Annotated in this window: 22 protein-coding genes, 1 pseudogene and 1 riboswitch; of the genes and pseudogenes, 22 read left to right on the forward strand and 1 reads right to left on the reverse strand. The window is 57.6% G+C overall.

The genetic code is table 11. The features are described from left to right. The 18 genes and pseudogenes from ACFSW5_RS19005 to ACFSW5_RS19090 all read left to right on the forward strand — a co-directional run. Positions 1-999, forward strand: a 999-nt coding sequence (locus tag ACFSW5_RS19005; RefSeq protein WP_379276503.1) for an energy-coupling factor transporter transmembrane component T, incomplete at its 5' end; no start/stop codon positions are given. A 166-nt stretch (positions 1,000-1,165) separates the two neighbouring features. Beyond that, complete coding sequence (gene lepB, locus ACFSW5_RS19010; protein ID WP_379276506.1) at positions 1,166-1,711, forward strand: signal peptidase I; 546 nt, start codon at positions 1,166-1,168, stop codon at positions 1,709-1,711. Between the two features lie 21 nt (positions 1,712-1,732). After that, positions 1,733-2,692: a DUF4184 family protein gene (locus ACFSW5_RS19015; protein ID WP_379276508.1), complete on the forward strand. Its 960-nt coding sequence runs from the start codon at positions 1,733-1,735 to the stop codon at positions 2,690-2,692. 273 nt (positions 2,693-2,965) lie between these two features. Then, entirely contained in the window at positions 2,966-5,035 is a 2,070-nt protein-coding gene (locus ACFSW5_RS19020) for a serine hydrolase domain-containing protein (RefSeq protein ID WP_379276510.1), read from the forward strand. Between the two features lie 266 nt (positions 5,036-5,301). After that, positions 5,302-5,520: a circular bacteriocin, circularin A/uberolysin family gene (locus ACFSW5_RS19025; protein ID WP_379276513.1), complete on the forward strand. Its 219-nt coding sequence runs from the start codon at positions 5,302-5,304 to the stop codon at positions 5,518-5,520. Between the two features lie 36 nt (positions 5,521-5,556). Next, positions 5,557-5,778: an uberolysin/carnocyclin family circular bacteriocin gene (locus ACFSW5_RS19030; RefSeq protein ID WP_379276516.1), complete on the forward strand. Its 222-nt coding sequence runs from the start codon at positions 5,557-5,559 to the stop codon at positions 5,776-5,778. Positions 5,779-5,910: 132 nt separating this feature from the next. Next, the gene (locus ACFSW5_RS19035; protein ID WP_379276518.1) at positions 5,911-7,560 is read left to right on the forward strand and encodes a hypothetical protein; all 1,650 of its coding nucleotides are present in this window, start codon (positions 5,911-5,913) and stop codon (positions 7,558-7,560) included. Next, positions 7,560-8,312, forward strand: a complete 753-nt coding sequence (locus tag ACFSW5_RS19040) for an ABC transporter ATP-binding protein (protein ID WP_379276520.1) — start codon at positions 7,560-7,562, stop codon at positions 8,310-8,312. Before ACFSW5_RS19035 ends, ACFSW5_RS19040 begins: the two co-directional genes overlap by 1 nt. After that, positions 8,312-8,854 (forward strand): stage II sporulation protein M, encoded by a 543-nt coding sequence (locus ACFSW5_RS19045; RefSeq protein WP_379276522.1) that lies wholly within the window; start codon positions 8,312-8,314, stop codon positions 8,852-8,854. Before ACFSW5_RS19040 ends, ACFSW5_RS19045 begins: the two co-directional genes overlap by 1 nt. Before the next feature lie 4 nt (positions 8,855-8,858). Beyond that, positions 8,859-9,521 (forward strand): hypothetical protein, encoded by a 663-nt coding sequence (locus ACFSW5_RS19050; RefSeq protein WP_379276528.1) that lies wholly within the window; start codon positions 8,859-8,861, stop codon positions 9,519-9,521. Positions 9,522-9,559: 38 nt separating this feature from the next. Further along, positions 9,560-10,720, forward strand: a complete 1,161-nt coding sequence (locus ACFSW5_RS19055) for an efflux RND transporter periplasmic adaptor subunit (RefSeq protein ID WP_379276531.1) — start codon at positions 9,560-9,562, stop codon at positions 10,718-10,720. Continuing rightward, complete coding sequence (locus ACFSW5_RS19060) at positions 10,717-11,925, forward strand: ABC transporter permease (RefSeq protein ID WP_379276533.1); 1,209 nt, start codon at positions 10,717-10,719, stop codon at positions 11,923-11,925. Before ACFSW5_RS19055 ends, ACFSW5_RS19060 begins: the two co-directional genes overlap by 4 nt. A gap of 23 nt (positions 11,926-11,948) precedes the next feature. Beyond that, complete coding sequence (locus tag ACFSW5_RS19065) at positions 11,949-12,641, forward strand: ABC transporter ATP-binding protein (protein ID WP_379276536.1); 693 nt, start codon at positions 11,949-11,951, stop codon at positions 12,639-12,641. Positions 12,642-12,849: 208 nt separating this feature from the next. After that, a pseudogene (locus ACFSW5_RS19070) lies at positions 12,850-13,707 on the forward strand (VanW family protein). 145 nt (positions 13,708-13,852) lie between these two features. Continuing rightward, complete coding sequence (locus ACFSW5_RS19075) at positions 13,853-14,164, forward strand: YbjQ family protein (RefSeq protein WP_379276539.1); 312 nt, start codon at positions 13,853-13,855, stop codon at positions 14,162-14,164. Between the two features lie 90 nt (positions 14,165-14,254). Beyond that, a complete protein-coding gene (locus tag ACFSW5_RS19080; protein ID WP_379276541.1) occupies positions 14,255-14,566 on the forward strand; it encodes a rhodanese-like domain-containing protein in 312 nt (103 codons plus the stop codon). Between the two features lie 222 nt (positions 14,567-14,788). Then, the gene (locus ACFSW5_RS19085) at positions 14,789-17,023 is read left to right on the forward strand and encodes a heavy metal translocating P-type ATPase (RefSeq protein ID WP_379276544.1); all 2,235 of its coding nucleotides are present in this window, start codon (positions 14,789-14,791) and stop codon (positions 17,021-17,023) included. A gap of 2 nt (positions 17,024-17,025) precedes the next feature. After that, complete coding sequence (locus ACFSW5_RS19090; RefSeq protein WP_379276546.1) at positions 17,026-17,700, forward strand: sulfite exporter TauE/SafE family protein; 675 nt, start codon at positions 17,026-17,028, stop codon at positions 17,698-17,700. Between the two features lie 53 nt (positions 17,701-17,753). On the opposite strand, the gene ACFSW5_RS19095 is transcribed toward ACFSW5_RS19090, so the two are convergent. Further along, complete coding sequence (locus ACFSW5_RS19095; protein WP_379276548.1) at positions 17,754-18,212, reverse strand: FixH family protein; 459 nt, start codon at positions 18,210-18,212, stop codon at positions 17,754-17,756. A 190-nt stretch (positions 18,213-18,402) separates the two neighbouring features. After that, positions 18,403-18,619, forward strand: a riboswitch (cobalamin riboswitch). Between the two features lie 158 nt (positions 18,620-18,777). Between ACFSW5_RS19095 and ACFSW5_RS19100 the strand changes: the two genes are divergently transcribed. The 4 genes from ACFSW5_RS19100 to cobT are packed head-to-tail and all read left to right on the forward strand — an operon-like array spanning position 18,778 to position 22,731. Further along, the gene (locus tag ACFSW5_RS19100) at positions 18,778-19,782 is read left to right on the forward strand and encodes an ABC transporter substrate-binding protein (RefSeq protein WP_379276550.1); all 1,005 of its coding nucleotides are present in this window, start codon (positions 18,778-18,780) and stop codon (positions 19,780-19,782) included. Position 19,783: 1 nt separating this feature from the next. Continuing rightward, the gene (locus ACFSW5_RS19105; RefSeq protein WP_379276553.1) at positions 19,784-20,833 is read left to right on the forward strand and encodes a FecCD family ABC transporter permease; all 1,050 of its coding nucleotides are present in this window, start codon (positions 19,784-19,786) and stop codon (positions 20,831-20,833) included. Then, on the forward strand, positions 20,826-21,611 hold the full coding sequence (locus ACFSW5_RS19110; protein WP_379276694.1) for an ABC transporter ATP-binding protein: 786 nt from the start codon (positions 20,826-20,828) through the stop codon (positions 21,609-21,611). Before ACFSW5_RS19105 ends, ACFSW5_RS19110 begins: the two co-directional genes overlap by 8 nt. Before the next feature lie 55 nt (positions 21,612-21,666). Continuing rightward, positions 21,667-22,731 carry a nicotinate-nucleotide--dimethylbenzimidazole phosphoribosyltransferase gene (gene cobT, locus ACFSW5_RS19115; RefSeq protein ID WP_379276555.1) on the forward strand — a complete coding sequence of 355 codons (1,065 nt, stop codon included), beginning with the start codon at positions 21,667-21,669 and terminating at the stop codon, positions 22,729-22,731. Positions 22,732-22,738: the final 7 nt, after the last annotated feature.

The raw sequence follows: 22,738 nt of genomic DNA on the forward strand, positions 1-22,738 counted from the left end.
CCATCGGCCGAGCCGGCCGCATCCTCCGCGCCTCCCGCCTTGGCGGCGCGCGACGTTCAGCCCGCGGACGCCGGCGAGCCGGGGATAGCGCCCGCGCCTGCAGCCAACCGGCGGCCGGAAGGGCAGGCTGCTGAGGCTCATGCCGATTCAACAGCCGCACTTCCCGCATCGGCCGACGCGCAGAGGCCATCGGCCGAGCCGGCCGCTTCTTCCGCGCCTTCCGCATCGGCGGACGCGCAGCGGCCACCGGACGAGGCCGCCGCTTCGCCGCTGCTGTCGCAGCGGTTCGATCCGCGCGCGCTTGTGCTTGCGTATTTGCTGCTGTCGACATCGATGCTGGCCGGCGACAGCTGGCTCTCCGTCGGCGTCAGCGCCCTTGTTGCCGCGGCAATCGTCATCCCGCTGCGGGAAACCGTCAAGCCGTGGCGGGGGGCAATCCGCGCATATGCCGGTTTGCTGATCGTCATGTCCGTCGTTGCCGGCATCGGCGTTTCGCCTCTCGTTTTTGACGCGGACAAAACGCTGGAAACGGCTCGCAAGCTGCTGGAGCTGTTGTTTATTATGTTGCTTGGCATGCCTTTCCTGGCTCTCATTACGCCGCTAAGGCTGCAGCGGGCGATCGAGCAGACGTTTGGCTGGCTAGGCCGGTTCGGCGTACCGGTTACGCCCGTTGCCTTGACGGTGACGATGATGTTCCGCTTCATTCCGATGCTGACCGAGGAGTGGGGCCGATTCGCGCTTATCGCGCAGGCGAGAGGCAAAGCGGCCGGAAAGCCCGGCAGACTGCCGGTACGGATGCTGGCTTCGGCTGTCGTGCCGTACCTTCGCTCCATGATCCGAATGGCCGAGCAGATGGCCGCCGCGCTGGAAGCGAGAGGGATCGGACATCCGGAAGCGCGCCCGACAAGAGGCTTCAAGCTTATATTCGGGAGAGCGGACATCGCTATTCTGTCTGCGTCTCTTTTGGCGAGTATTATCCTGTACGCAATATCTCTGTAAACCTTGTAAACTCTGTAAAACGTGAGGCAAACCTCTGAGCGGCATCTTTCGAAAAAGCGCGGGCCGCGTTTCATGGTCGGTTTCATTAAAAATCGAAGCAAGTTCCGGTTCGTTCCGGCGTAAAATGCACTATTCGCAATTTGCCCGAACGAACGGAGTGGTTCGAATGGAAGAAAGCAAAACCGGCTGCCGTGGGTCGCGGCGGAGAATCGCCCTGGAATGGGTTGCTGCCGTCGCAGCCGCGATGGTTATCGCTTTTCTTGTACACCGTTATGCATACGCCCAGCTGGAGGTCCATAACGTTTCGATGCAAAATACGCTGAGTTCGGGACAAAGGCTTATCGAGGACAGATGGTCTTACCGTTTCGTGCAACCTAAACGCGGAGATATCGTTATTATTAACGGACCCGAATCGAAGCTTCGGCTTATTAAGCGCGTCGTAGCTCTCCCTGGAGAACGGCTAGACATTCGGGACGGGCAAGTGTGGATAGACGGAAGCCTGCTGCACGAGCCGTATGCGGTCGGGAGGACCGAGCCCGGCGACGGGCTTCCTGTGCCATATACGGTTGAGACCGGCAAGCTCGTCGTCTTGGGCGATAACCGGGAGAACAGCATGGACAGCCGAACGATTGGGCCGATCGCCATGACCAGCATTGAAGGAAAAGCCGTTCTGCGCATTTATCCGATCGATCAGTTTGGAACATTAAGATAGGGAAGAAAGAAGGGGGATGGGATGCCTTTTACGCTTTCGCATCCGCTGTATGCCGTGCCGCTCCGCAAGCTTATCCCGGCTTTAAGCGCCACAGGGCTTGCGCTCGGCAGCATGATGCCGGATATGGAATATTTTATCGCCATGCAGCCCGTACGGACGAACGGCCATACGCTCGCGGGCTTTATTTTGAACGGAATCCCGCTTTGCACGGCGCTGGCGTATGCTTTTCATCGCATCGTGATGTCGGCCTTGCCTTATTTGCTGCCGTCCGCGGGAGGATTGAACCGGTTTGCCGCTGATTGCCGGAGCGATTGGTCGTTAAAGTCGCTCCGTTCGTTTATCTCCTTTTACGTTTCTTTGTTTATCGGTTTTTTGTCGCATCTGTTCGTGGACGGCTGGACGCATCGGACAGGCTTTTACGTGAACATGTTTCCGTCGCTGCGCAAGCCCGTTGTCGCCGGATTTCCGGGCTATTGGCTGCTGCAGCAAAGTCTGTCCGTAATCGGGCTCCTGCTGCCGCTTCTCTATTTATTCGTCCTATGGAGAAGCTGGAGCAAAGGGGAAAACGCCTCCGCGTCTCGGCGCCAGGTTCAGCCGGGTTCATTCATGCCGTACCTCCCTTGCTGGAGCGCTCGTTGCGGCATTCGTCTTTTTGGCCAAGCTGGCGAGGGCGAACGATCCGTTTATGCTCAATATTTGGTTTGTCGCTCCTTTTACTTCGCTGTTGTTTGGTTTATACGCGGCGGCATTGCTCCGGATCGGAAAGCTCCGCTTCAAAACGTTTCCGGCGCTTTGCGGTCTTGCGTCATTCGCCCTGTTGTATGGCCTGCTGCAAATCGCCAAGCGGATACATTTCTTAGACGGCATTGCATTATGGCACTTGTACATTTTCGCATTGTCCGGACTGCTTTATGCGGTATCGGTTCTCGTCGCCGGCGGTACGCGCAGCCAGGTCATTGCTTTAAACAACATGCACCCTAAATAACCGTCACATAAAAAAGCTTGCCGAGCATCTTACGGCGGCGGTCATATCATTTAAAGTTTTGAATAAATGCATAATTTTTGAACCTCCTTTGGCAAAAAAAACGTTATATATTAGAGAATGCCAAACATTAGCTTTCGTGGCGGGATTTGCTCGTCTTAATCGATGAAGTAACGCGCGCAAACCTTAAGCGTATGCTTCCGATGCAAGATTTTGCTGCGAAGCAAGATCGGAGGAGCACCGCCGGAGCAAAACTTTTTAGGAGGGTGATTATGGGGAAAAAACGATTATGGATCGTCGCCGCCGCTCTTGCGGTAACGATGCTTGTGCCGACGGCGGCGATGGCGGCCGAACCAAGCGGGGATGCAAGCTTCGAAGCGACGAAGAAAGCGGCGGCCGAAAAAGCCGCGCTGCTAACGGGAACATACGGTACGACGAGCGTGCAGTACGCACTTATCGATCAAGGTCGGATTGTCGTGTCCGGACAAGCCGGGAAAAATGATCCTAAAGGTAAAGACCCGCTTACGGCGGAAACGATGTACGGCATCGGATCCGTCAGCAAAATGTTCGTGACGGCTGCCGTCATGAAGCTGGTAGACGAAGGCAAAATCGATCTGGACCTTCCGGTCGTCAGCTATATTCCCGAATTTACGATGAAAGACGAGCGTTACAAGCAAATTACGCCGCGCATGCTGCTTAATCATTCTTCCGGCCTTCGCGGCTCGACGCTCGGCAATTCCTTTTTGTTCGAGGACAATGATACGTACGCCCACGATCATCTTCTGGAGGAGCTGGCAGGCCAAACGCTGAAGGCCGATCCGGGGGCTTATTCGGTTTATTGCAACGACGGATTTACGCTGGCGGAAATATTGGTAGAGAGAGTTAGCGGGATCGGCTTTACCGCGTATATTCACGAGCATTTCACGGAGCCGCTCGGCATGACGCATACGAAGACGCCGCTTGACAATCCGGATCCGTCCGGCATGGCGGGGCTGTATTATCCGGGAAAAGAAGAGCAGCTGCCGAACGAAACGGTGAACGTGATCGGGACCGGAGGCGTAATTTCGACGGCCGAGGATCTGGTTCGATTCTCCCAAATTTTCACCGGACAAGCGGAGGGCTTTCTGACGGATGCATCGGTTAAAGCGATGGAGGAGAAAGAATACGGCAAGGGACTATGGCCGGAAGATTCCGATAATTCTTTGAACTACGGGCTTGGCTGGGACAGCGTCGATCTGTATCCGTTCGGCGAGTACGGCATCAAGGCGCTGGCCAAAGGCGGCGATACCATTTTGTATCATTCGGCGCTAGTCGTGCTGCCCGAGCATAATATGGCGGCCGCCGTCGTCTCTTCCGGCGGTTCCAGCTCCACCAACCAATTGCTGGCCAACGATTTGCTGCTGCAGGCGTTGAAAGAAAAAGGCGAGATTGCGGAGTTTAAGCCGGAGAAAACGTTCGGCGAACCCGTCAAAGCGGAGATGCCGCAAGACTTGCTGAAATTCGCGGGCGTATACGGACAGACGAACCAGTCGCTCCAAGTCGGCGTTTCCGAAGAAGGAGAATTGTCGATTACGGTCATCGGGCTGCCGGAATATCCCGCGGAAAAATATGTTTATACGCAGGACGGTTCGTTCATGAGCGAGAACGGTAATGCGAAGGTTCGTTTTGTGACGGAGGACAACGGCCGGACATACATATGGGTGCAAACGTATGTGTCGCTTCCGGGTCTCGGCCAGACGGCGTTGTCGCATTACGCCGCCGAGAAGCTTGAGGCTTATGACGTTCCGGAGGAAACGGCCGCGGATTGGAAAGAGCGCGACGGCAAAAAATATTATGCGGTAAACGAAAAGTACACCTCGGTCGCTTACTTGATGGAGCCTTCCGTGAAGATCGGCTTATCCGATGCGATGCCGGGTTATTGGGCGGATAAACGATGGTCCGGTCCGAATTCGGCTTCTGCCGATCTGCAAATTCCGGGAAGCGGCGGCCGCGATACGCTCGAATACGCCTTTGAAACGCGGGACGGCATCGAATATGTAGAAGCGGGCGGCAGCATCTACGTCGGAGAGGAAGCGGTCAAGCCGCTATATGCCGGCCCTAAGTCGGCGACGACGATTCAGGCGGACGGATATGCCAAGTGGTTTGCGATAACGGATACGACCGCAGGCAAAACGTTAAAGGTGAAGCTGCCTGCGGGTGGCGGCTTCGCCGTCTACGACGAGGCGGGCACGCTGGTCGCTTTCTCCGTTATCGGAGACAACGGCAAAGTCGTACTGCCGGAGAGCGGTACGATCGTCTTCGCAGGCGAGGCGGGAACGCGTTTTGAAATTTCGCTGAACTAATCTATATTTATTCATAAACGAAGAAGCGGCAGCCCGGGACTTTTTGACGAGTCCTTGGCTGCCGCTTTCATTAGATCAGCATGAATCCGGATTTCGTACATTCGTCATATCGGCATTTACTCTTTCTCAATGATACATAGAACTTTTTTCCTTTTTTTTATGGAAAATCCGCTTTTAACTTCCAGTTAACAAATATTTAACCCAAATCTAGTAGTTTATTACAATCACACTCACTATAATAGAGTTCGGAAAGGAGGTGGAATAACATGGAATCTATGCTGCTTGAAATCGCAATGGTGCTTGGCGTAGGATCCGGTACGGCTTACCGCGTATTTCAGCTGATCATGGCCGGGGCTTCGACCTGGGCGATTATTTCGATGGTTCTTGCAGGAGGCGGCCTGATGGCAATCGGTATCGCCGCTCTCCGCTATGCCGTCAAGAGATGGGCTACGAAGAAACTGGAAGACGTTGCGGTTGCGTATTAATTTCGCTTCCAACATATGGAGGAGGGAGGGTTTACCATGGAACAACTTCTTATGGAGATTGTAGCTGCCACCGGCGTAAGCATGAATTATGCCTATTACATTATCCGCCTCGTTATGGCCGGAGCTTCGGTTTGGACGCTTGTAGCGGCGATTTTTGCCGGAGGCGGCGTCTTGGCCGTCGGGGCTTTGATTTTGCGCAACTACATTTTGAAAAAGCTGTCTGCGGACGCTGCATTCAAAATTATTGCTACTTATTAATCGGTTAGCGTCAACTTAGAAACGGTCGACGCCAACCTGCCAAGCTGCAATGGAGGAGGCCGGCGGCATCCGGCCTTCTCCGCACCTCTATTTTATCAAACCGTGAGGATGGGGTAAAGTTTGGAGAAATTCATGTCATTGATTCGTCTTCAGCATCTGCTTTACTTCCGTTGGTTTGTCAGCCAGTTCACCGAGTCGGCGAGCAGGCTGAACCATTTCCATGTCGTCCTGATTTTGCTGGGAGTTCCGCTTTTGGTTTCGTTTATCGGCTATTATCTGTTTCGGGCGATATTTCTGCTCGTCAGGTCCGGCGGCATTGAGCCCGCCTACGTGGATGCGGGTATCGCTTTTTCATTGATTTATTTGTTTCTCGGCATCGGCTTTGTCTTCGGATCGTACCGGGAAACGTATATCCGGGCATTCCACTCCAAAGATTGGGAGTTTATCCGTATTCATCACGGCCCCGGCCGGATCGCCGCCGTGCAGGCCGCGAAATTGTTCGATGTATACCTTTGGCATTTCGTATTTCCGTTCGTGCCGCTTGTCGTTTCGGCTTCGCTCGCATTTAACGGCGTCTTCCAAACGAAAATTCCCGCAGCGTGGTATACCTACGGCATCGTTATTCTGGCAGCCGGTTCGCTGGCGGTCAGAATGCTGGCCATGCTTCTTTCCCATCTGTACCGCCGCAGCGGGGAAAGGAGGAGAGGGGCTGCCGGGCTTGCGGTTTATTTTGCCAAAACGTTAGTCGTTGCCGTCGTCTGCTACGGCATAGTCAAATGGATGGCGGTCGGCTCATTCGCCGAGCTGCTGCCGATTCAGGCGAAAAGTTTATACGATTGGCTGCTTTTGCTGACTTGGCCTGCCATTCCGACCAATTGGCTGTTGTATGGCCGTGTTGTACCGTTCGTCTTCGCCGTCGTGGCTAGTTGGGCAGCCGTTATGCTGCTTCTGGTCCGGAACGAAGATCGGCTGCTGTCCATTCAGAACGAATTGCCCGAACGCATCCGGCGGACGAAACGGCGGTTTGCCGGGGCATTCGGAGGGACTAGCGCGGTCAGAAATTTGCTGCTGAAAGATTTGATCCTGCTATACCGGGACGTATACCGCGTCATGCCGCATATCCGCTCTTATGTGCTTGTGCTTATGGCTCTCGGGGGAATCGGGCTTGCAATCCGAGACATCGGCTGGATTCAGTCGCCGGCTGTCTCGTTCTCCGCGCTGTTCGCCGCTCAGCTGTTTCTGGCATCGTTCGCCAGCGATCTGGTCGCCCGTGTCACGAGCGTGGACGCGGAAGGGATGATGATGTCGGTGCTGCTGACACATCTTAGAAGCGCCCGCAAAATATTGCTGTCGAAATTTATCCTCCACTTTTGTTTGATAACGGCGCTGGTGTCGGCTTCCACGATCCTATTGGCTCTGGTTATGGGAGTTTCGCCGCTCATGTTTGCAACCGGCCTGCTCAGCATGATCCTTATCAACCTCGTATCCAGCATGGGGCTGGTCGTTTCCACCGGCATGTATCCGCGGTTTGACTGGGAGGACGAATCCAAAATCAACACTTCCGAGAAAGCCGGCTTGACGGAATCGCTCCTGATTCGGACATATGAGCTGGCCAACGTAACGGTGACAGGGACAAGCGGCGCGTTATTGTTCGGCAACCGGCTGGACGAAAGCGCGTTTTTCGCTGCGTCGCTGATCGGTTTGATCGCAACCAGCGCGATATGGCTCGCAGCCGGGGCATGGCTGCTTAACAAACCTTGGTGGAAGGGCTGGCGATTGTAATGAACGCGATTCGCGTGAATCAGATGACTTACCGGTACAAAGGCGAGGAACGTCCTGCCGTCGAACAGATCAGCTTTCATGTCGGCAGCGGCGAAATCGTCGGCCTTCTCGGTCATAACGGAGCGGGCAAAACGACCGTGCTCAAATGCATTGCGGGACTAATGCGGCCCGAGGAAGGGGAAGCGGAGATCGGGAGCGGTGCCGGGAAAGGTACGTCTGCGTCGCTTGGCTTTGTGCCTTCCGATTTTTATTTATATCCGCTGCTGACGGTAGAAGAAATAATCCGTTTTACCGCGAGCTTGCATCAATTGAACGACCGCGAGCTGACGGAGCGAATGAATGCGATGCTTGCCGCCTTTCAGCTCGAAGATAAGCGGCACGAGTTCATTAAGACGCTGTCGCACGGCATGAAACAGAAAGTCGCCTTGATTACCGGCGTCATTCATCATCCGCAAGCGCTTATTCTGGATGAACCGATGACGGGCTATGACGCCGTGTCGACAAGGGAGACGAAAAATTTTTTGATTCGCTACGCCAAGGAGCGCGGGGCCGGAATATTGCTGTCCTCTCACCGGATGGACGTCGTGGAGGACATATGTCATCGCGTTGTGCTGATCCACGGGGGAAAGACGGTGTTTGACGGTACGGCCTCGGATTTGAAGAAAGGCGCGGGCGATTCGAATACGCTGGAGGAAGCGCTTCTGCGCATGTCCGAGGAATCGGAGCCTGGGGAAAGCGGGGATGCGAAGTGATGTTTACGGTGAATATTTGGCGCGAATTCCGTTACTTGCTGCTTGCCGCGCTCTTGATGTACGGTGTTGCGGCCATAGCGGGCGCCGCGGTCGGCTCGTTCGAGCCGATGGAGAAATCGGCTGCGGAAATTCCCCGCGATCCGTTGTACTATATCGGGCATAACTCCCGCGCGAGCCTATTGTTCGTCTCCGGGCTGCTCACGATCGGGATGTCCAGCATATTCGCATTGTTCGCCAACGGTTTCATGATCGGCTTCTCGGTCGCCTCCAAAATGCAGGAAACGGCTTTCGCCGCGACGATGATGCACGTCGTTCCGCACGGCATATTCGAAGTTCCCGCCATGATCCTGGCGGGAGCCGTTGGCTTGTATCCGCTTCAGCTTATTATCCGGTATGCGAGGGGCATCAAGCCTGTCCGCATCGCATGGGTGCAGCTGGCTCAAAGCGTCGTGCTCATCGCTGCGCTGATTGCGGCGGCCGGCGTTGTCGAAGCGTGGATTACGCCGCACATTATTGAATCGATATTATCAGTCGGAGGTTAGGACAATGCTGCTCGCCGATTTTGTCAAAGTGATGGTCGCGCCTAGGCCTGTTATGGAAAGAAGGCTTCGCCAGGAACGGTTTTTTTCGATGATCTTGCTGCTTAGCTTGCTTTCGGCCGTGCTTGCGGTCACGTCGGTTTCCTTCTTCCGGGCGGAAGACATGAGCCGGGTGGCCGGCATCGAAATCAATCAGGACACCTACGAAGCGTACAAAATCTTTTTGCTGTTCGGAACTGCGTTCATGTCCGTGTTTTCGCCGGTCGTGTTCATCCTGCTGAACAGTTTGTTTAACAAGCTTATGCTTTTTATATTCCGCGTTTCCATCCCGCTGCGCCGGCTGTTTATACTCGGCATTCTCGCCTACGTCCCGATGCTGATGGATACCGTCCTGCGCATCGTGATTCAATTGTTTATCCAAAGGCCGCTTACGGAATCGCCGGCGAATTTGTTTGCCTTTCTGGTCGAATCGGATTCGCAGCTTGGCAAAACGTTGTCCGTCTTTACCGTCTTTGGCGTTTGGAGCATGGCGCTTTACGCGGTCGGCGTCTACATGCTCGCTCCGGAACGGGCGCGCGTACGCAGCGTTGCGGTCGTTGTCGTGACCTGGCTGATCGCGACGATCGTTTCGGGTTTAATTAACGGTCTCCCGGGCCCGCTAAGCTCTTGAACCGATATGCGCAATTCGAGCAGCAAGGGGAGAAACGAATGAAAAAAGCCGTCATCATCGCCGCGGTGTTAATCGCTGCCGTTATCGTGGGGGCGAACATATGGAAAATGAGCCGAAACGATATCCAGCCTGCCGAGTCGACCGCGATACAAACGTGGCGGGTAAGCAAGCAGGAGCTGAAACGGTCGGTTATTGCCTCGGGCATAGCCGTTCCGGCCGAAGAAGAGAAAATATATTTGGACGGCACGTTGGGGCAGGTCGAACGGCTGCTGGTCACGCCGGGCCAGCAGGTGAAGCCCGGAACCCCGCTATTGCGTTACCGGGCCGACGATATCGCAAAGCAGCTCGAAGAGCTGGAAATCGCCCGCAAAAGGCTGGATCTTGAGCTGGAAGAGCTCCGTCATGAAAAGGATCAGCTGATGGCGAATTTCCGGGAGCAGGCGGCTTCGCTTGAGGCGGGAGCGGATCCCTCCGAAGCGGCCAAGGCCACCGCCCTGAAGAAGCAAGATTTGGAGCGGCAGGAGCAGTCGCTTTTGCTGGATTACGAAGCGAACCGAAACGAGATCGCCAGCCTCGAAGCGAAGCGGTCGCAAATGATCGTCGCAAGCCGGATCGGCGGTACCGTGCAGAAAGTGGCCGCCAATCCGAACGAAGCGGGGGAAAGTCCGCTCGTTCATATCGTATCCGACCGAAATTACCTCGTTCAAGGCGCGATCTCCGAGTTTGATTATGTGCTCGTTAAACCCGGAATGCAGGTTGAAGTCAAGCCGAAGGCGATGGACGGCATTTCATGGAAAGGGATCGTCCGCAGCGTCGATTCGATCCCGGAAGGCGCCGATCTAGCCGGATCCAGTCTGACGGACAACGAACAAGCGGTCACGTTGTATCCGTTTACGGTGGAGCTGACGGAAAAAAGCGAAGAATTGAAGTACGGCTACCATGTTTACATCGATATCGAAGTCGAATCGGGCGGCAACCGGCTTGTCGTTCCCCATCAAGCCGTGATGGAGGAAGACGGGAAACGATATGTGTACGCCGTTGAACAAGGCTTGCTCCGGAAGCGGGAAGTCGTTGTCGGCGATTCGAACGACAGCTGGAAGGAAATTGTAAGCGGGTTATCCGAAGGCGATACGATTGCCGCACATGCTGCGCCCGACCTGAAAGATGGAATGCCTGTTCGAGCCGAGGAGGAGTCTTGATGGTTTGGGAAAGCATCAAAATCGCCGTTTTCTCGATTTACGCCCATGGACTGAGGTCCGTTCTGACGATGGTCGGCATTGTCATCGGGGTCGCCTCGGTCATTACGATCGTTGCGATCGGGCAAGGCGGGGAAGCGGCGCTGAAATCGAATTTTACCGGCTCCGGAAACGATACGGTCGATATCGAGTTTCAATACGACGAGGACTACGATTTTGGATCGGATCTGTCGGCCGTTCCTATTTTTACGGAAAGCGACCTGCTCCTATTGAGCAAAATTCCCGAAATCAAGCAAGTTATGGCGACAGCCCAAAGCTCCGCGGAAGCCCGCTTCCGCAATGAAACGTTAAACGTCCAGGTCATCGGGATCGACGAGGGTTATTTCGACGTTTATCCGCATACGGTTCAATTAGGCAGGCTGCTTGACGAAGCGGATATCGGGCAAGGACGCAAAGTCGCCGTCGTCAATCCCGACATGGCGGAGGAATTGTTTCAGAGCGAAGAAGCGGTCGGCGAATATGTCGAAATCGAAGGGGTCCCGTTCAAGGTGATTGGCGTGGCGGAAGAAACGAACAACAGCATTTTCCGGCTCGGGATGAGTACGATGCTCGTTCCCCGTTCGGTATGGCCGCTCTTGTACGGGGACGATGAAATCAGCACGTTGACCGTACAGGCGGCGGGTCCGGAAAGCTTGGAGACGGCCGGACAGAAGGCCGTCGACTTGCTGAACGGGCTGAAGCAGGACAGACCGCAGCTGCAAGGCGAATATTTCATTTTCAATCTCGAGCAAATCCAAAAATCGCTGTCGACGATCTCCCGCATCATGACGTCCATTATTGGCGGAATCGCCGGCATTTCCTTGTTCGTCGGCGGCATCGGAGTCATGAACATTATGCTCGTTTCCGTAACGGAACGGACGAAAGAGATCGGCATCCGGAAGGCGCTTGGCGCAACGCGCGGGGAAATTTTGACGCAATTTCTGATCGAAGCCGCGCTGTTGACGACGATCGGCGGCGTTGCCGGCATTATGCTCGGGTACGGCGGCTCGTATCTGGCAAGCGTACTGACCAAATGGCCGCCGGTTATGTCCTGGCAGGTCATCGTCGGCGGCGTGCTGTTCTCCATGCTGATCGGGATCGTATTCGGCATTCTGCCGGCGAACCGGGCGGCCAAGCTGATGCCGATTGAAGCGCTGCGCTACGATTGAGCCTCGGGGGGAGTGACGGGAAGATGAGCGTCGTCGTTGAGCTTCAAGACGTTAACAAAGTTTATGCCGGCGGCGAAGAGCTGCACGTGCTGAAAAATATTCGACTAGCTGTAAAGCAAGGCGAGTTTATCGCAATCGTCGGGCCGAGCGGATCCGGCAAATCGACGCTGATGAATATGATCGGGATGCTCGATACGCCGACTTCCGGAACCTACCGGTTCGAGGGCGTAGACGTCGGCGAGCTGTCCGACCACAGGATGGCCAAGATGAGAAGCCGCAAGATCGGCTTCGTCTTCCAGCAGTTTAATCTGCTGCCCAGGCTGACCGCGCTGGAAAATGTAGAGGTTCCGATGATCTATGCCGGTCTCTCCAGAAAAGAGAGGCGCGAACGGGCGAAGCGTCTGCTTGAGGAGCTGGGCCTCGGGGAGCGGACCGGGCATCGCCCGGGCAAGCTGTCCGGCGGCCAGCAGCAGCGCGTCGCGATCGCGCGCGCTCTGGCTAACGAGCCGTCGCTAATTTTGGCGGATGAACCGACCGGCGCGCTGGATACCGCCACCGGTCTTGAAGTGCTGCAAATATTGCTGCGGTTAAACGATCAAGGACACACGGTCGTTCTTATTACCCACGATCCGGGTATCGCCGCCAACGCCAAGCGGGTCATCACGATGAAAGACGGGGAGATCGTACGGGACGAAACGAATGACCTGCGTCTGTAGCGAAGAAGGTTTATATCGAATGGTTAATATATCTAGATTTACATCATTTTGATATAATCATATATATCCTGCATGCCATCAGGTGCAGAGTGAGCGCGGGATGAAGCCGGCGCCAGTTCTGGATCTGCAGGGTTCAGCTTCGGCTTGCACATTGCGGTTGTACCTTTTGTTGAATCGGAATTCGAACGGGAGAGGCGGTGGTCGCTACATGCAACCCTCCATTTTGCGGCTCGATTTAAGGCCGGTGCGGCGCTCCCGGTTCCGTCTGGCTGTTGGGAAATGCTGGTTTAGAATGCGCAGGTATGCCCAGTGGCTGACGAGCGATATGAAGCTTGCCGGGCAAAGGCAGACAAGCTCGCTGGCTCATCCGGTATTTTCCCATTCCGCGCCGCTTTACCGTAAGCTTTGCGACGTAGATATGCGGCTGCAAACGAACAAGGTCGTCAATTTGAGGCTGGCGGCAAGCCGGTTGGACGGGCTTCTGCTGCGGCCGGGAGAGACCTTCTCCTATTGGCGGACTATCGGCAAACCTACCTCGAGAAAAGGTTATGTCGAAGGAATGGTGCTATTTTACGGAACATATCGGACCGGCGTTGGCGGCGGCTAATGCCAGCTCTCGAATTTGATTTATTGGATGACTTTGCATACGCCTCTTAAAGTAACGGAGAGGCATCGGCACAGCTACGACGTCTTTCCCGACGCCAACCGGACGCAGCCGTTTGGAAGCGGAGCGACTTGCGCCTATAATTATTTGGACCTTCAGATTTATAACCCGAGGGAGGTAACCTATCAGCTTCGGGTCCGCGTGGAGGAAGAACGGCTTGCTGGGGAATGGCGTGCGGACGCCCCGTCTATATACAACTACGAAGTTTACGAGAAGGATCACCGGATTGTGCTTCTGCCTTGGGGAGGGTATCTGCGAAGCAACTCGATCTACAGAAAGAAGCTGAACGCGGAAGGGAAAGTCGTGGAAGACGAACTCGTTACGAGCAACGATGCGCTGATGATGTATGCTCCGCTACTGGCTTCGCATTCGGAATCGGCCGGCCGCGACTTGGAACAATAAATGAAACCGGACAATGAGCTGCCGCGTATGAGAAACCATTAATGAAGAATAATGGAAAAAGCGAAGCACAACCTTGTACAGCCGTTTCTTGGTTAGAGATGAGCCGAAGGTTATGCTTCGTCAAATTACTTGGGAGGAATATACAATGATCATTACGACAACGCCGACGATTGAAGGGCATCCGATTCAGGAGTATACGGGGATCGTAACGGGAGAAGCGATTATGGGCGCGAACGTCGTCCGCGATTTCTTCGCATCGATCACCGACATCGTTGGGGGGCGCTCCAGCGCGTACGAAAGCAAGCTGAAGGAAGCCCGCGACGTAGCGGTGGACGAGATGAAGGAACAGGCGAGAAGAATGGGCGCGAACGCGATCGTCTCCATCGACATCGACTACGAGGTCATTCGCGAAGGCATGCTGATGGTCGCGGTGAGCGGCACGGCGGTGCGGATTTAGCCGGGTAACGCTAACTGGACACGGCAAGCGGCGAAGGATACAATGAGGTTGAAGCCGGACTTGTTAACGTAAAGAGGAGCTGAACAAATCATGTATCCGGAAATTACGACGGATGAATTGCAACAAAAACTCGAGCGCGGCGAAAAGCTGAACTTGGTGGACGTCCGCGAGCAAGACGAATGGGAAGCTGGCCACATCGCGCAAGCGAGGCTGATTCCGCTTTCGGAGATTCAGGATCGGATTGACGATTTCTCCCGGGACGGCGAGGAAACGTTCATTATTTGCAGAAGCGGCGGAAGAAGCGCCAGAGCTTGCGAGTTTTTGCAGGCGAACGGGCTTTCCGTCGTCAACGTAAAGGGCGGCATGCTCGCCTGGGAAGGCGAAGTTGAAGAAGGGCTGTAGCTTGTGGAATAACATGAGGGCGCTGGACCTTGGATAACGGTCCGGCGTCTTTTTTTTGCCGATCGGACGATGGATTCGACCGGCCGTTTTTGATGCGGCGATTCATGAAACGGCTTGACGCCCGCATATAGATTACAGCGGGGACATGTCGGCTAACGCGCCGCCGGCGGCGGCTGCCGCCGGAGCTGGCCCCGAACAGGTGACGGAAAGCGGGTGTAATACGTGAGTCGACCGGTATCGGCGGATTTTATCGTGCAAGGGATGAGCTGCACGGCTTGTGCGGCCCGAATAGAGAAATCGGTAGGCAAGATGGCGGGCGTCCGTTCCGTGGCGGTCAATTTTCCGTCGCGTATCGCTTGGGTGCAATACGACCCGGACGCCGTCGACGAGGCCCAGATCGAAAGGCGCATCGGGCAATTGGGCTTTACGGCCGCGTCGCCGGAGAAGGCGGAGGAAAGCTTGGCCAAGGAAAAAAGACAGCTGCTTGCGCGGCTCATTGTTTCCGTTATCCTGACGCTGCCGCTGCTCGCCTCGATGCTGCAGCACTGGTCGTTGCCGGGCGCTGCCGCGCTTCCGCCGCTGCTGTTCAATCCCTGGCTGCAGCTGGCGCTTGCTTCGGCCGTTCAGTTCGGAGTCGGGCTGCCGTTCTATTTCGGCGCTTATCATGCGCTGCGGGAACGTACGGCCAATATGGATGTGCTCGTGGCGATCGGGACTTCGGCCGCTTATTTGTACAGTCATTATACGGTGTTTCAAACGTTGGAGCCGCCTGTAGGGCCGTCCGTCGGCCATGCGCTTCCGCTCTACTTCGAGACGAGCGCGGTCGTCATTACGGCGGTGCTGCTAGGCAAATATATCGAAGCTGCGGCCTCGGAACGGACGCGGCGGGAGGCGGGAGGCTACGGCAGGCTCGCAAGCCGATCCGTAACCGTCGAGCGGGCCGGCGCTTTGCGGCAGATCCCGATCGGCGAGGTTCGGGCCGGAGACGTGGTGATCGTCGAGCCGGACGGCATGATTCCCGTGGACGGCGTGATCGCCAAGGGTGAATCCGAGGTGAACGAATCGCTGCTGACCGGGGAAAGCTTGCCGCAAACGAAGCTTCCGGGCGATGAGGTATGGGCGGGGACGCAAAACGGGACCGGGAAGCTTCGCGTGCGGACGACCGCGGCGAACCGCGATACGCTGCTGCATCGGATCGGCGAGCTCGTGATGCAAGCCCAGCGTTCCAAATCGGCCATTCAACGGCATGTTGACGCCGCTGCCGGCATTTTTGTTCCGGTTATGCTGCTGTTCTCGGCCGTTACTTTCATCGTCTGGTTCGCCTTCGCGGAGCCGGGCGATTGGCGGCAGGCGTTCAGCTGCGCGGTGGCGGTCATGCTCGCCGCTTGCCCTTGCGCGCTTGGCCTTGCGACGCCGATCTCCCTCGTCGTCGCGTCGGGGACGCTTGCCGGCCGCGGCATCGTCGTTAAGGAGGCCGGCGCGCTGGAGCGGATGGCCGGGCTGGACACGCTTGTCCTCGACAAAACCGGCACGCTTACGGAAGGCAAGCCGCGCGTCACCGGCATTTATGCCGAGCATGGAAGCAAGACGGGCGTGCTTCGGATCGCGGCCGCGGCCGAAGCCGGATCGGATCATCCGCTGGCGAAGGCGATACGGGAGGAAGCGGTCCGGCTCGGTTTGGCCGCACAGGCAGGGGAACAAGCCGTCTATACGCCGGGTAAAGGCATGGTAGCGTCGTTCGGCGGCAAAAAGATCGGCGTTGGCAACCGGAAGCTGGCGGCCGATAAAGAATGGCGGATGAGCCGAATGGCGGAAGCCTACGCCTTGGAGAGGGAAGCGGCCGGCGAAACGGTGCTTTTGGTCATGGAAGGAGGCGTTGTCGCCGGGGCCGTCGCTTTCGCCGACACGGTCAGACCCCATGCGGGCGAGGCCGTCGGCCGGCTGCGCAAGCTGGGCGTAAAGGTGCTGCTCGCGACAGGCGATCATGCCGCAGCAGCCGGGGCGGCTGCGAAAGAGGCCGGAGTGTCGGAAACGTACGCTTCGATGCTGCCGGAAGGAAAGCTGGAGCTCGTCCGCACGCTTCAGCGGGAAGGGCGGCGGGTCGGCATGGCGGGGGACGGATGGAACGACGCCCCCGCCCTTGCCGCTGCGGACGTCGGCATCGCCATGGGGGACGGTACGGACGCGGCGTTGACGGCCGGGCATATGACGCTGCTGCAGCCGCGGCTTAAAGCGATTCCGGAAGCGGTGCGGATCAGCCGCAGAACGCTGCGCAACGTCCGCCAGAACCTGACTTTCGCATTTATTTATAACGCTCTTATTGTGCCTTTCGCCGCTTGCGGCATGCTGGAGCCTTGGATGGCCGGGACGGCCATGGCGCTCAGCTCGGTCTCCGTCGTGGCCAACGCGCTCCGGCTGAAGGCTCAATTGCAGCGGGAAGGGCGTGGGAGTGCGTGACGATGCAGCAATGGGGGCTCATCGCCGTAACGGGGCTGCTCAGCGCTCCGCATTGCATCGGGATGTGCGGGGGGATCGTGACGGCAGTATCGCTTCAAGCGAGCCTGCCATCGTTTAAAGTGACGCTGCTGTACAACGGCGGTCGGATTATATCTTACGCGCTTCTGGGAGCGCTTATGGGAGCGGCCGGCTCTTTCGTCGATCTGGCCGGCAAGCTCGCCGGCCTGCAAGGGATCGCCTCGATCATCGGCGGGGTGATGCTGTTATTATGGCTATGGCGCAAAATTCAATTGCCGTTTCTGAACCGGGTATCCGCGGTTCTGCACAAAAGGCTTGCCGCGTCCGGCGGTCTTGGCGCGGAGAAGGAGCCGCTGCGAATCGGGTTAACCGGCGTCGCGTTTGGCTTCCTGCCTTGCGGGCTGACCTACGCCATGCAGATGAACGCAGCCGCGACCGGCTCGGCGCCGGAAGGAGCGGCGGTGATGGCGATTTTCGGCCTGGCGACCTTTCCTTCCTTGGCCCTTGCCGGCTGGATCGCCAAAGCCGCCGACCGGAGATGGCGCCGCTTTATGCGCAAAGCGGGTACGGCTGCGGCGGCCATCGTGGGGCTGCTGTCCATCATGCGCGGCCTGGAAGCGAACGGCATCGTGCCGGGCATAACGCCGTGGCTGTGGTGAAGGAGGCGGAAATGACGAAGGATGGGGAGAGGATTGCCTTCCTCGGGCTCCGGTTACCGTTTGACGGTAAAGCCGTAGCTGAACGTCACCGTTTTGCCTTCCGCTTCGGCGGTGAGCTCGGCTTTCCATTTCCCGGGCATGACGGGAACGAACTCCCCGGCATATACGCCGGGTGTCTTTTCCGTCAAGACGCTCTCGGGAAGGGGATGATGCATGGCGGGCATATCGGCGGTCATCGTCAGGGTAGCTCCCGATACCGGCAGGCCGTCCGGGCCGCGAACGGCAACGGATAACGCAGCGGTCTCCAAGGCTTGCAGCGAGGATTCTTCCATTTCGATTCGGATCTCCCAGCCGTCCGACTTGACGACCGCCGGGGAGGCCGCTTCCGCCGCTTTCTCCGCCTTCGTGCCGCCTTGGCCGAAGCTGTCCGCCGCCAGCAAAGCGACAGCAAGCGCCGCTGTAAGGAAAGTCATGAGTAGCGTAACGTTTTTGATGGAAACGGCCGCTTTCATCGGCTTCTTGCACCGCCTCTCATTGTTGATGGATGGACCGTGACATTGTTACCTATGCGGCATGCGGCGGAAGAAGAACGGAAATTCATGGGGAGCGGGCCCTCGGATGGGGGTAGACAAGGCGCGCGGGCGGGTGGTATAGTACAAAGGAACTTTATGCCTGTCTCTTTCGAAGAGAACGGCTCATAGTGCTTGAAGGGAGCATACGGGTGCCGCCGCTGTCGCCTAAGCGAAGCCGCGGCTTAAAAGGGAAGTCCGGTGAAAATCCGGCACGGACCCGCCACTGTAAGGAGAATCGGACCGGTCGGTCCGGGCAAGCCGGCACAATGCCACTGTACGATGCGTATGGGAAGGCGCCGCGTTTGCATGCTCCAAGTCAGGATACCTGCCTGTACGCTTTGAAGAACACTGATCCTACGCGGACTTAGGAAGGTGTTGGAACCGTAAAGGCGCAGGCATCCGTATGCGGCTGCTTGGCTTTCGGCATTTCCGACACTTATGGTCGGAAATGCTTTTTTATTTTTCAGAAAGCATAAATGAAAGAAGAGGAGCGGGGGATTGCGAAATGAGAAACAAAATGAGAAACAGCTGGCTGCGGGCGCTTTCGCTGACGGCGCTGGCCCTGCTGCTTGCGCTTGCGGTGGCGGCGTGCGGCGGGCAAAAGAACGAAGGCGCTTCGGGCGCGACGCCGGCGGCAACGGATTCAAGCCCGGAGAGCAGCGCGGCTCCGTCCGCCGAGTCGGGCGCTACGGTGTATCCGCTGACAGTCAAGGACGATACGGGAGCAGAACTGACGTTCGAACGCGCGCCCGAGAAGGTCGTGACGCTCGTTCCGAGCGAAACCGAAATTATATTTGCCATCGGAGCGGGGGACCAAGTCGCCGGCGTCGACGAGAACAGCAATTATCCGGCGGAAGCGGCGGACAAGCCGAAGGTCGGCGATATGAACACGAATATCGAAGCGGTTGCCGGACTTAATCCGGATCTTGTGCTCGCTTCCGCGTCGATGAACGCGGAGGCGGTCGAGAAGCTGCGCTCTTTGGGCATCGCGGTATACGCTTCCGACCCGACAACGTACGACGCCGTCGTGGAGAAAATAAAGGTCGTCGGCGAAATCATGAATAGGCAGGCGCAGGCGGCGGAGGTCGCGAAACATATGGTTCAGGTAAAACGTGAAGTGACCGAAAAAGTGAAGTCGGCCGAGCCGGTTCCGACGTATCTCGAGTTTTCCGAAGGCTGGACGGTCGGCAAAGGCGAATTTCTGGACGAGCTGCTGACGCTCGCGGGCGGCGCGAACGTCGCCGGCGATCAGACCGGCTGGTTCGAGGTGGATGCCGAGGCGGTCGTCAAAGCGAATCCGGCCGTTATCGTATACCCGGATATCGCGGGCGTAGACCCGAACCCGATCGCCGCCGCAATTGCAAGCCGTCCGGGCTGGGACGTGATCGACGCCGTCAAAAACAACCGCGTCATCGAAGTTTCGCAGGACCCGCTTGTCCGCGTGGGCCCTCGACTGGCAGACGGCCTGCTGGAGCTGGCGAAAGCCATTCATCCGGACTTATTCCAATAATATGAGGGCAAAACTATTCGGCTACGGAGGAGCGGGCTTGCTCCTTCTGGCCGTTTCTGTCGTTGTCAGCCTTTCGATCGGCAGCGCGGGCCTGTCGGTCGGCGACGTCTGGGGCATCCTTCTTCACCGGATTCCGGGAATGGATCCGGCATCGGGACGATGGAGCGAGGGCGAGATTGCCATCGTAACGCAAGTGCGTTTGTCGAGGGTGCTGCTTGCGGTGTTGGTCGGCGGCTGCCTATCCCTCGCGGGGGCGGGATTCCAGGGCGTGCTTCGCAACCCGCTCGCCGATCCTTATACGCTTGGCGTCGCTTCGGGCAGCTCGGTCGGCGCGGCTTTCCTCATCTTGTTCGGCTTGCAGGCCGTTGCGGGCTTATGGACGATCCCCGTCGTCGCTTTCCTGACCGGGATCGCCACGCTGTTTGGGGTCTTATGGCTGTCCCGCAGCCAAGGCGGAGGCCGGCAGCTGGAGACGCTGGTGCTGTCCGGCGTCATCGTCCAGTCGTTTTTCGGCGCGTTCGTATCGCTGATGGTATCGATGTCGCAAGGCGTCGTCAACCAAATTATGTTCTGGCTGATGGGCTCCCTCGCGATGCGCAGCTGGGAGCATGTGTACATGCTCGTACCTTTTCTCGCGATCGGGCTGCCTCTCCTGTTTGCGTACAGCCAGCCGCTTAACCAGCTTATATTGGGCGAAGGGCACGCGGCCCATATGGGCGTAGAGGTCGAGCGGACGAAGCTCGTCGTTCTGATCGGCTCGACGCTGCTGACGGCCGCGGCCGTGTCCGTCTCCGGCGTAATCGGGTTCGTCGGGCTCGTCGTGCCGCACCTGGTCCGACTGTTGACCGGGCCGGATTACCGGCTTATTATCCCGTTGTCGGCGATCGGCGGAGGCATTTTCGTCCTGTGGGCCGATACGCTGGCCCGTACGGCGCTTAGCCCGAAGGAATTGCCGCTTGGCGTCGTGACCGCTTTGATCGGCGCACCGTTTTTTGCCTATTTTTTGCGTCTGCGCAAGAGAGAGGGGAGAGCTGCGGATGGCGTTGTTTGAAGCGCGGGACGTCGTAAAGGAAGTCCATCGCCGAACCGTGCTGAACGGGATTTCTTTTTCCTTCCAAGCGGGTCGGCTGTATGGTATTATCGGTCCGAACGGAGCCGGGAAGTCGACGCTCCTGAAGCTGTTGTCGGGCGTGAGCTCGCCGGACGGCGGGCAATTGCTGATGGAAGGCGAGCCGGTTGGCGGCATACCGCGCAAGCGGCTGGCGAGGAGATTGGCCGTCCTGCAGCAAGGCGGCCTTCCGCCTGCCGGTTTTACGGTTAGAGAAGCGGTCGCGATGGGGCGCTACCCTTACCAGAACTGGCTCGGGGACGAACGGGAGGATGCGGGGCCGATGATCGAGGAAGCTCTTCGCGCGATGGGCCTTGCCGATCTCCAGCACCGGCCTCTCGATCGGCTAAGCGGCGGCGAGCGGCAAAGAGCGGCGCTGGCGAAGGTGTTCGTTCAGGAAACCGGCGTCATCCTGCTTGACGAGCCGACGACGCATCTCGATATCGGCTACCAGGTCCAACTGATGGATACGGTTCGGAGCTGGCAGAAGGAAAAGGGACTGTCGGTGATTGCCGTCCTGCACGAGCTGAATTTGGCCGCCATGTATTGCGACGAGCTGCTCCTGCTTCATCAAGGCCGCATTGCGGCTTTCGGGCCGCCGGAGCAGGTATTGACCGCCGGGATTATTCGGGACGTATACGGTACGGAAGCGATAGTCGTTCGGCATCCGCGCGGCAAAGCGCCGCAAATGATGCTCGTGCCGGGGAGCTTGCTGCCGTGAAGGCAGAATGAAACGCCATGGAGCCTAAGGTTGCAAATAAAGGAGAAGCAGAAACATGGTATCGAATCAATGTATTCAACTCGGTCAAGCGATTGGCCGAATCCGGCCCTTTAACGAAAAAATGGCGAGTTTGGCCGATCGGCATTCGGACCGCTTGACCAAGCCGCCGGGCAGCCTTGGAAAGCTGGAGCGAATGGCCCGTCAGCTCGCCGGAGCGACCGGAGAGATGTGGCCGGATCTGTCGCGCAAGGCGGTTATCGTCATGGCGGCCGACCACGGCGTCTGCGCGGAGGGAGTCAGCGCGTTCCCGCAGGAAGTGACGGGGCAGATGGTCGTCAACTTTTTGAAAGGCGGGGCCGCCGTTAACGTGCTTGCCCGGCAAGCGGGAGCGGACGTTTATTGCGTGGACGTCGGCATGAAGGACGACGTTCGGGAAGAGGGGCTGATCCGGCGGAACGTAAAGCGCGGGACGGACAATATCGCGGCCGGGCCGGCCATGGATCGCGAAGAAGCGATCGCGGCCGTCATGGCGGGCGTTGCGCTTGTTGACGAGCTGGCTCAGCAAGGCTACCGGCTGTTTGCGACAGGCGAGATGGGCATCGGCAATACGACGGCCAGCGCGGCGGTCGTGTCCGTTCTGACGGGCTTGCCGCCGGAAACGACGGTAGGCCGGGGCACCGGGATCGACGACGCGGGAAGAGTCCGCAAGGTTGAAGTCGTCGAAAGGGCGATTGCGGTCAACCGGCCTGACCCGACGGACGCTTTTGACGTCCTCGCCAAGGTCGGGGGCCTTGAAATCGCCGGACTGGCCGGCGTTATAATCGGCGCCGCCGCCAATGGCTGCCCGGTCGTGCTGGACGGCTATATTTCAAGCGCCGCAGCTCTAATTGCGAAGCAAGTTACGGAGATGACGCTTCCCTTTATGTTCGCGTCGCATTTGTCGCAGGAACAAGGCCACGCCAAGCTGCTGGAGGCGCTGGGGCTTTCTCCGCTTCTGCATCTCGATATGAGGCTCGGCGAAGGGACGGGCGCCGTTCTTTGTTTTTCGCTTATCGATGCTTCGCTGCGTCTCATGCAGGAAATGGCGACCTTCGAGTCCGCCGGCGTTTCCCGCAAATAGGAAGAAG

The organism is Paenibacillus thailandensis, assembly GCF_042685365.1.
GTDB lineage: Bacteria > Bacillota > Bacilli > Paenibacillales > Paenibacillaceae > Paenibacillus_AP > Paenibacillus_AP thailandensis.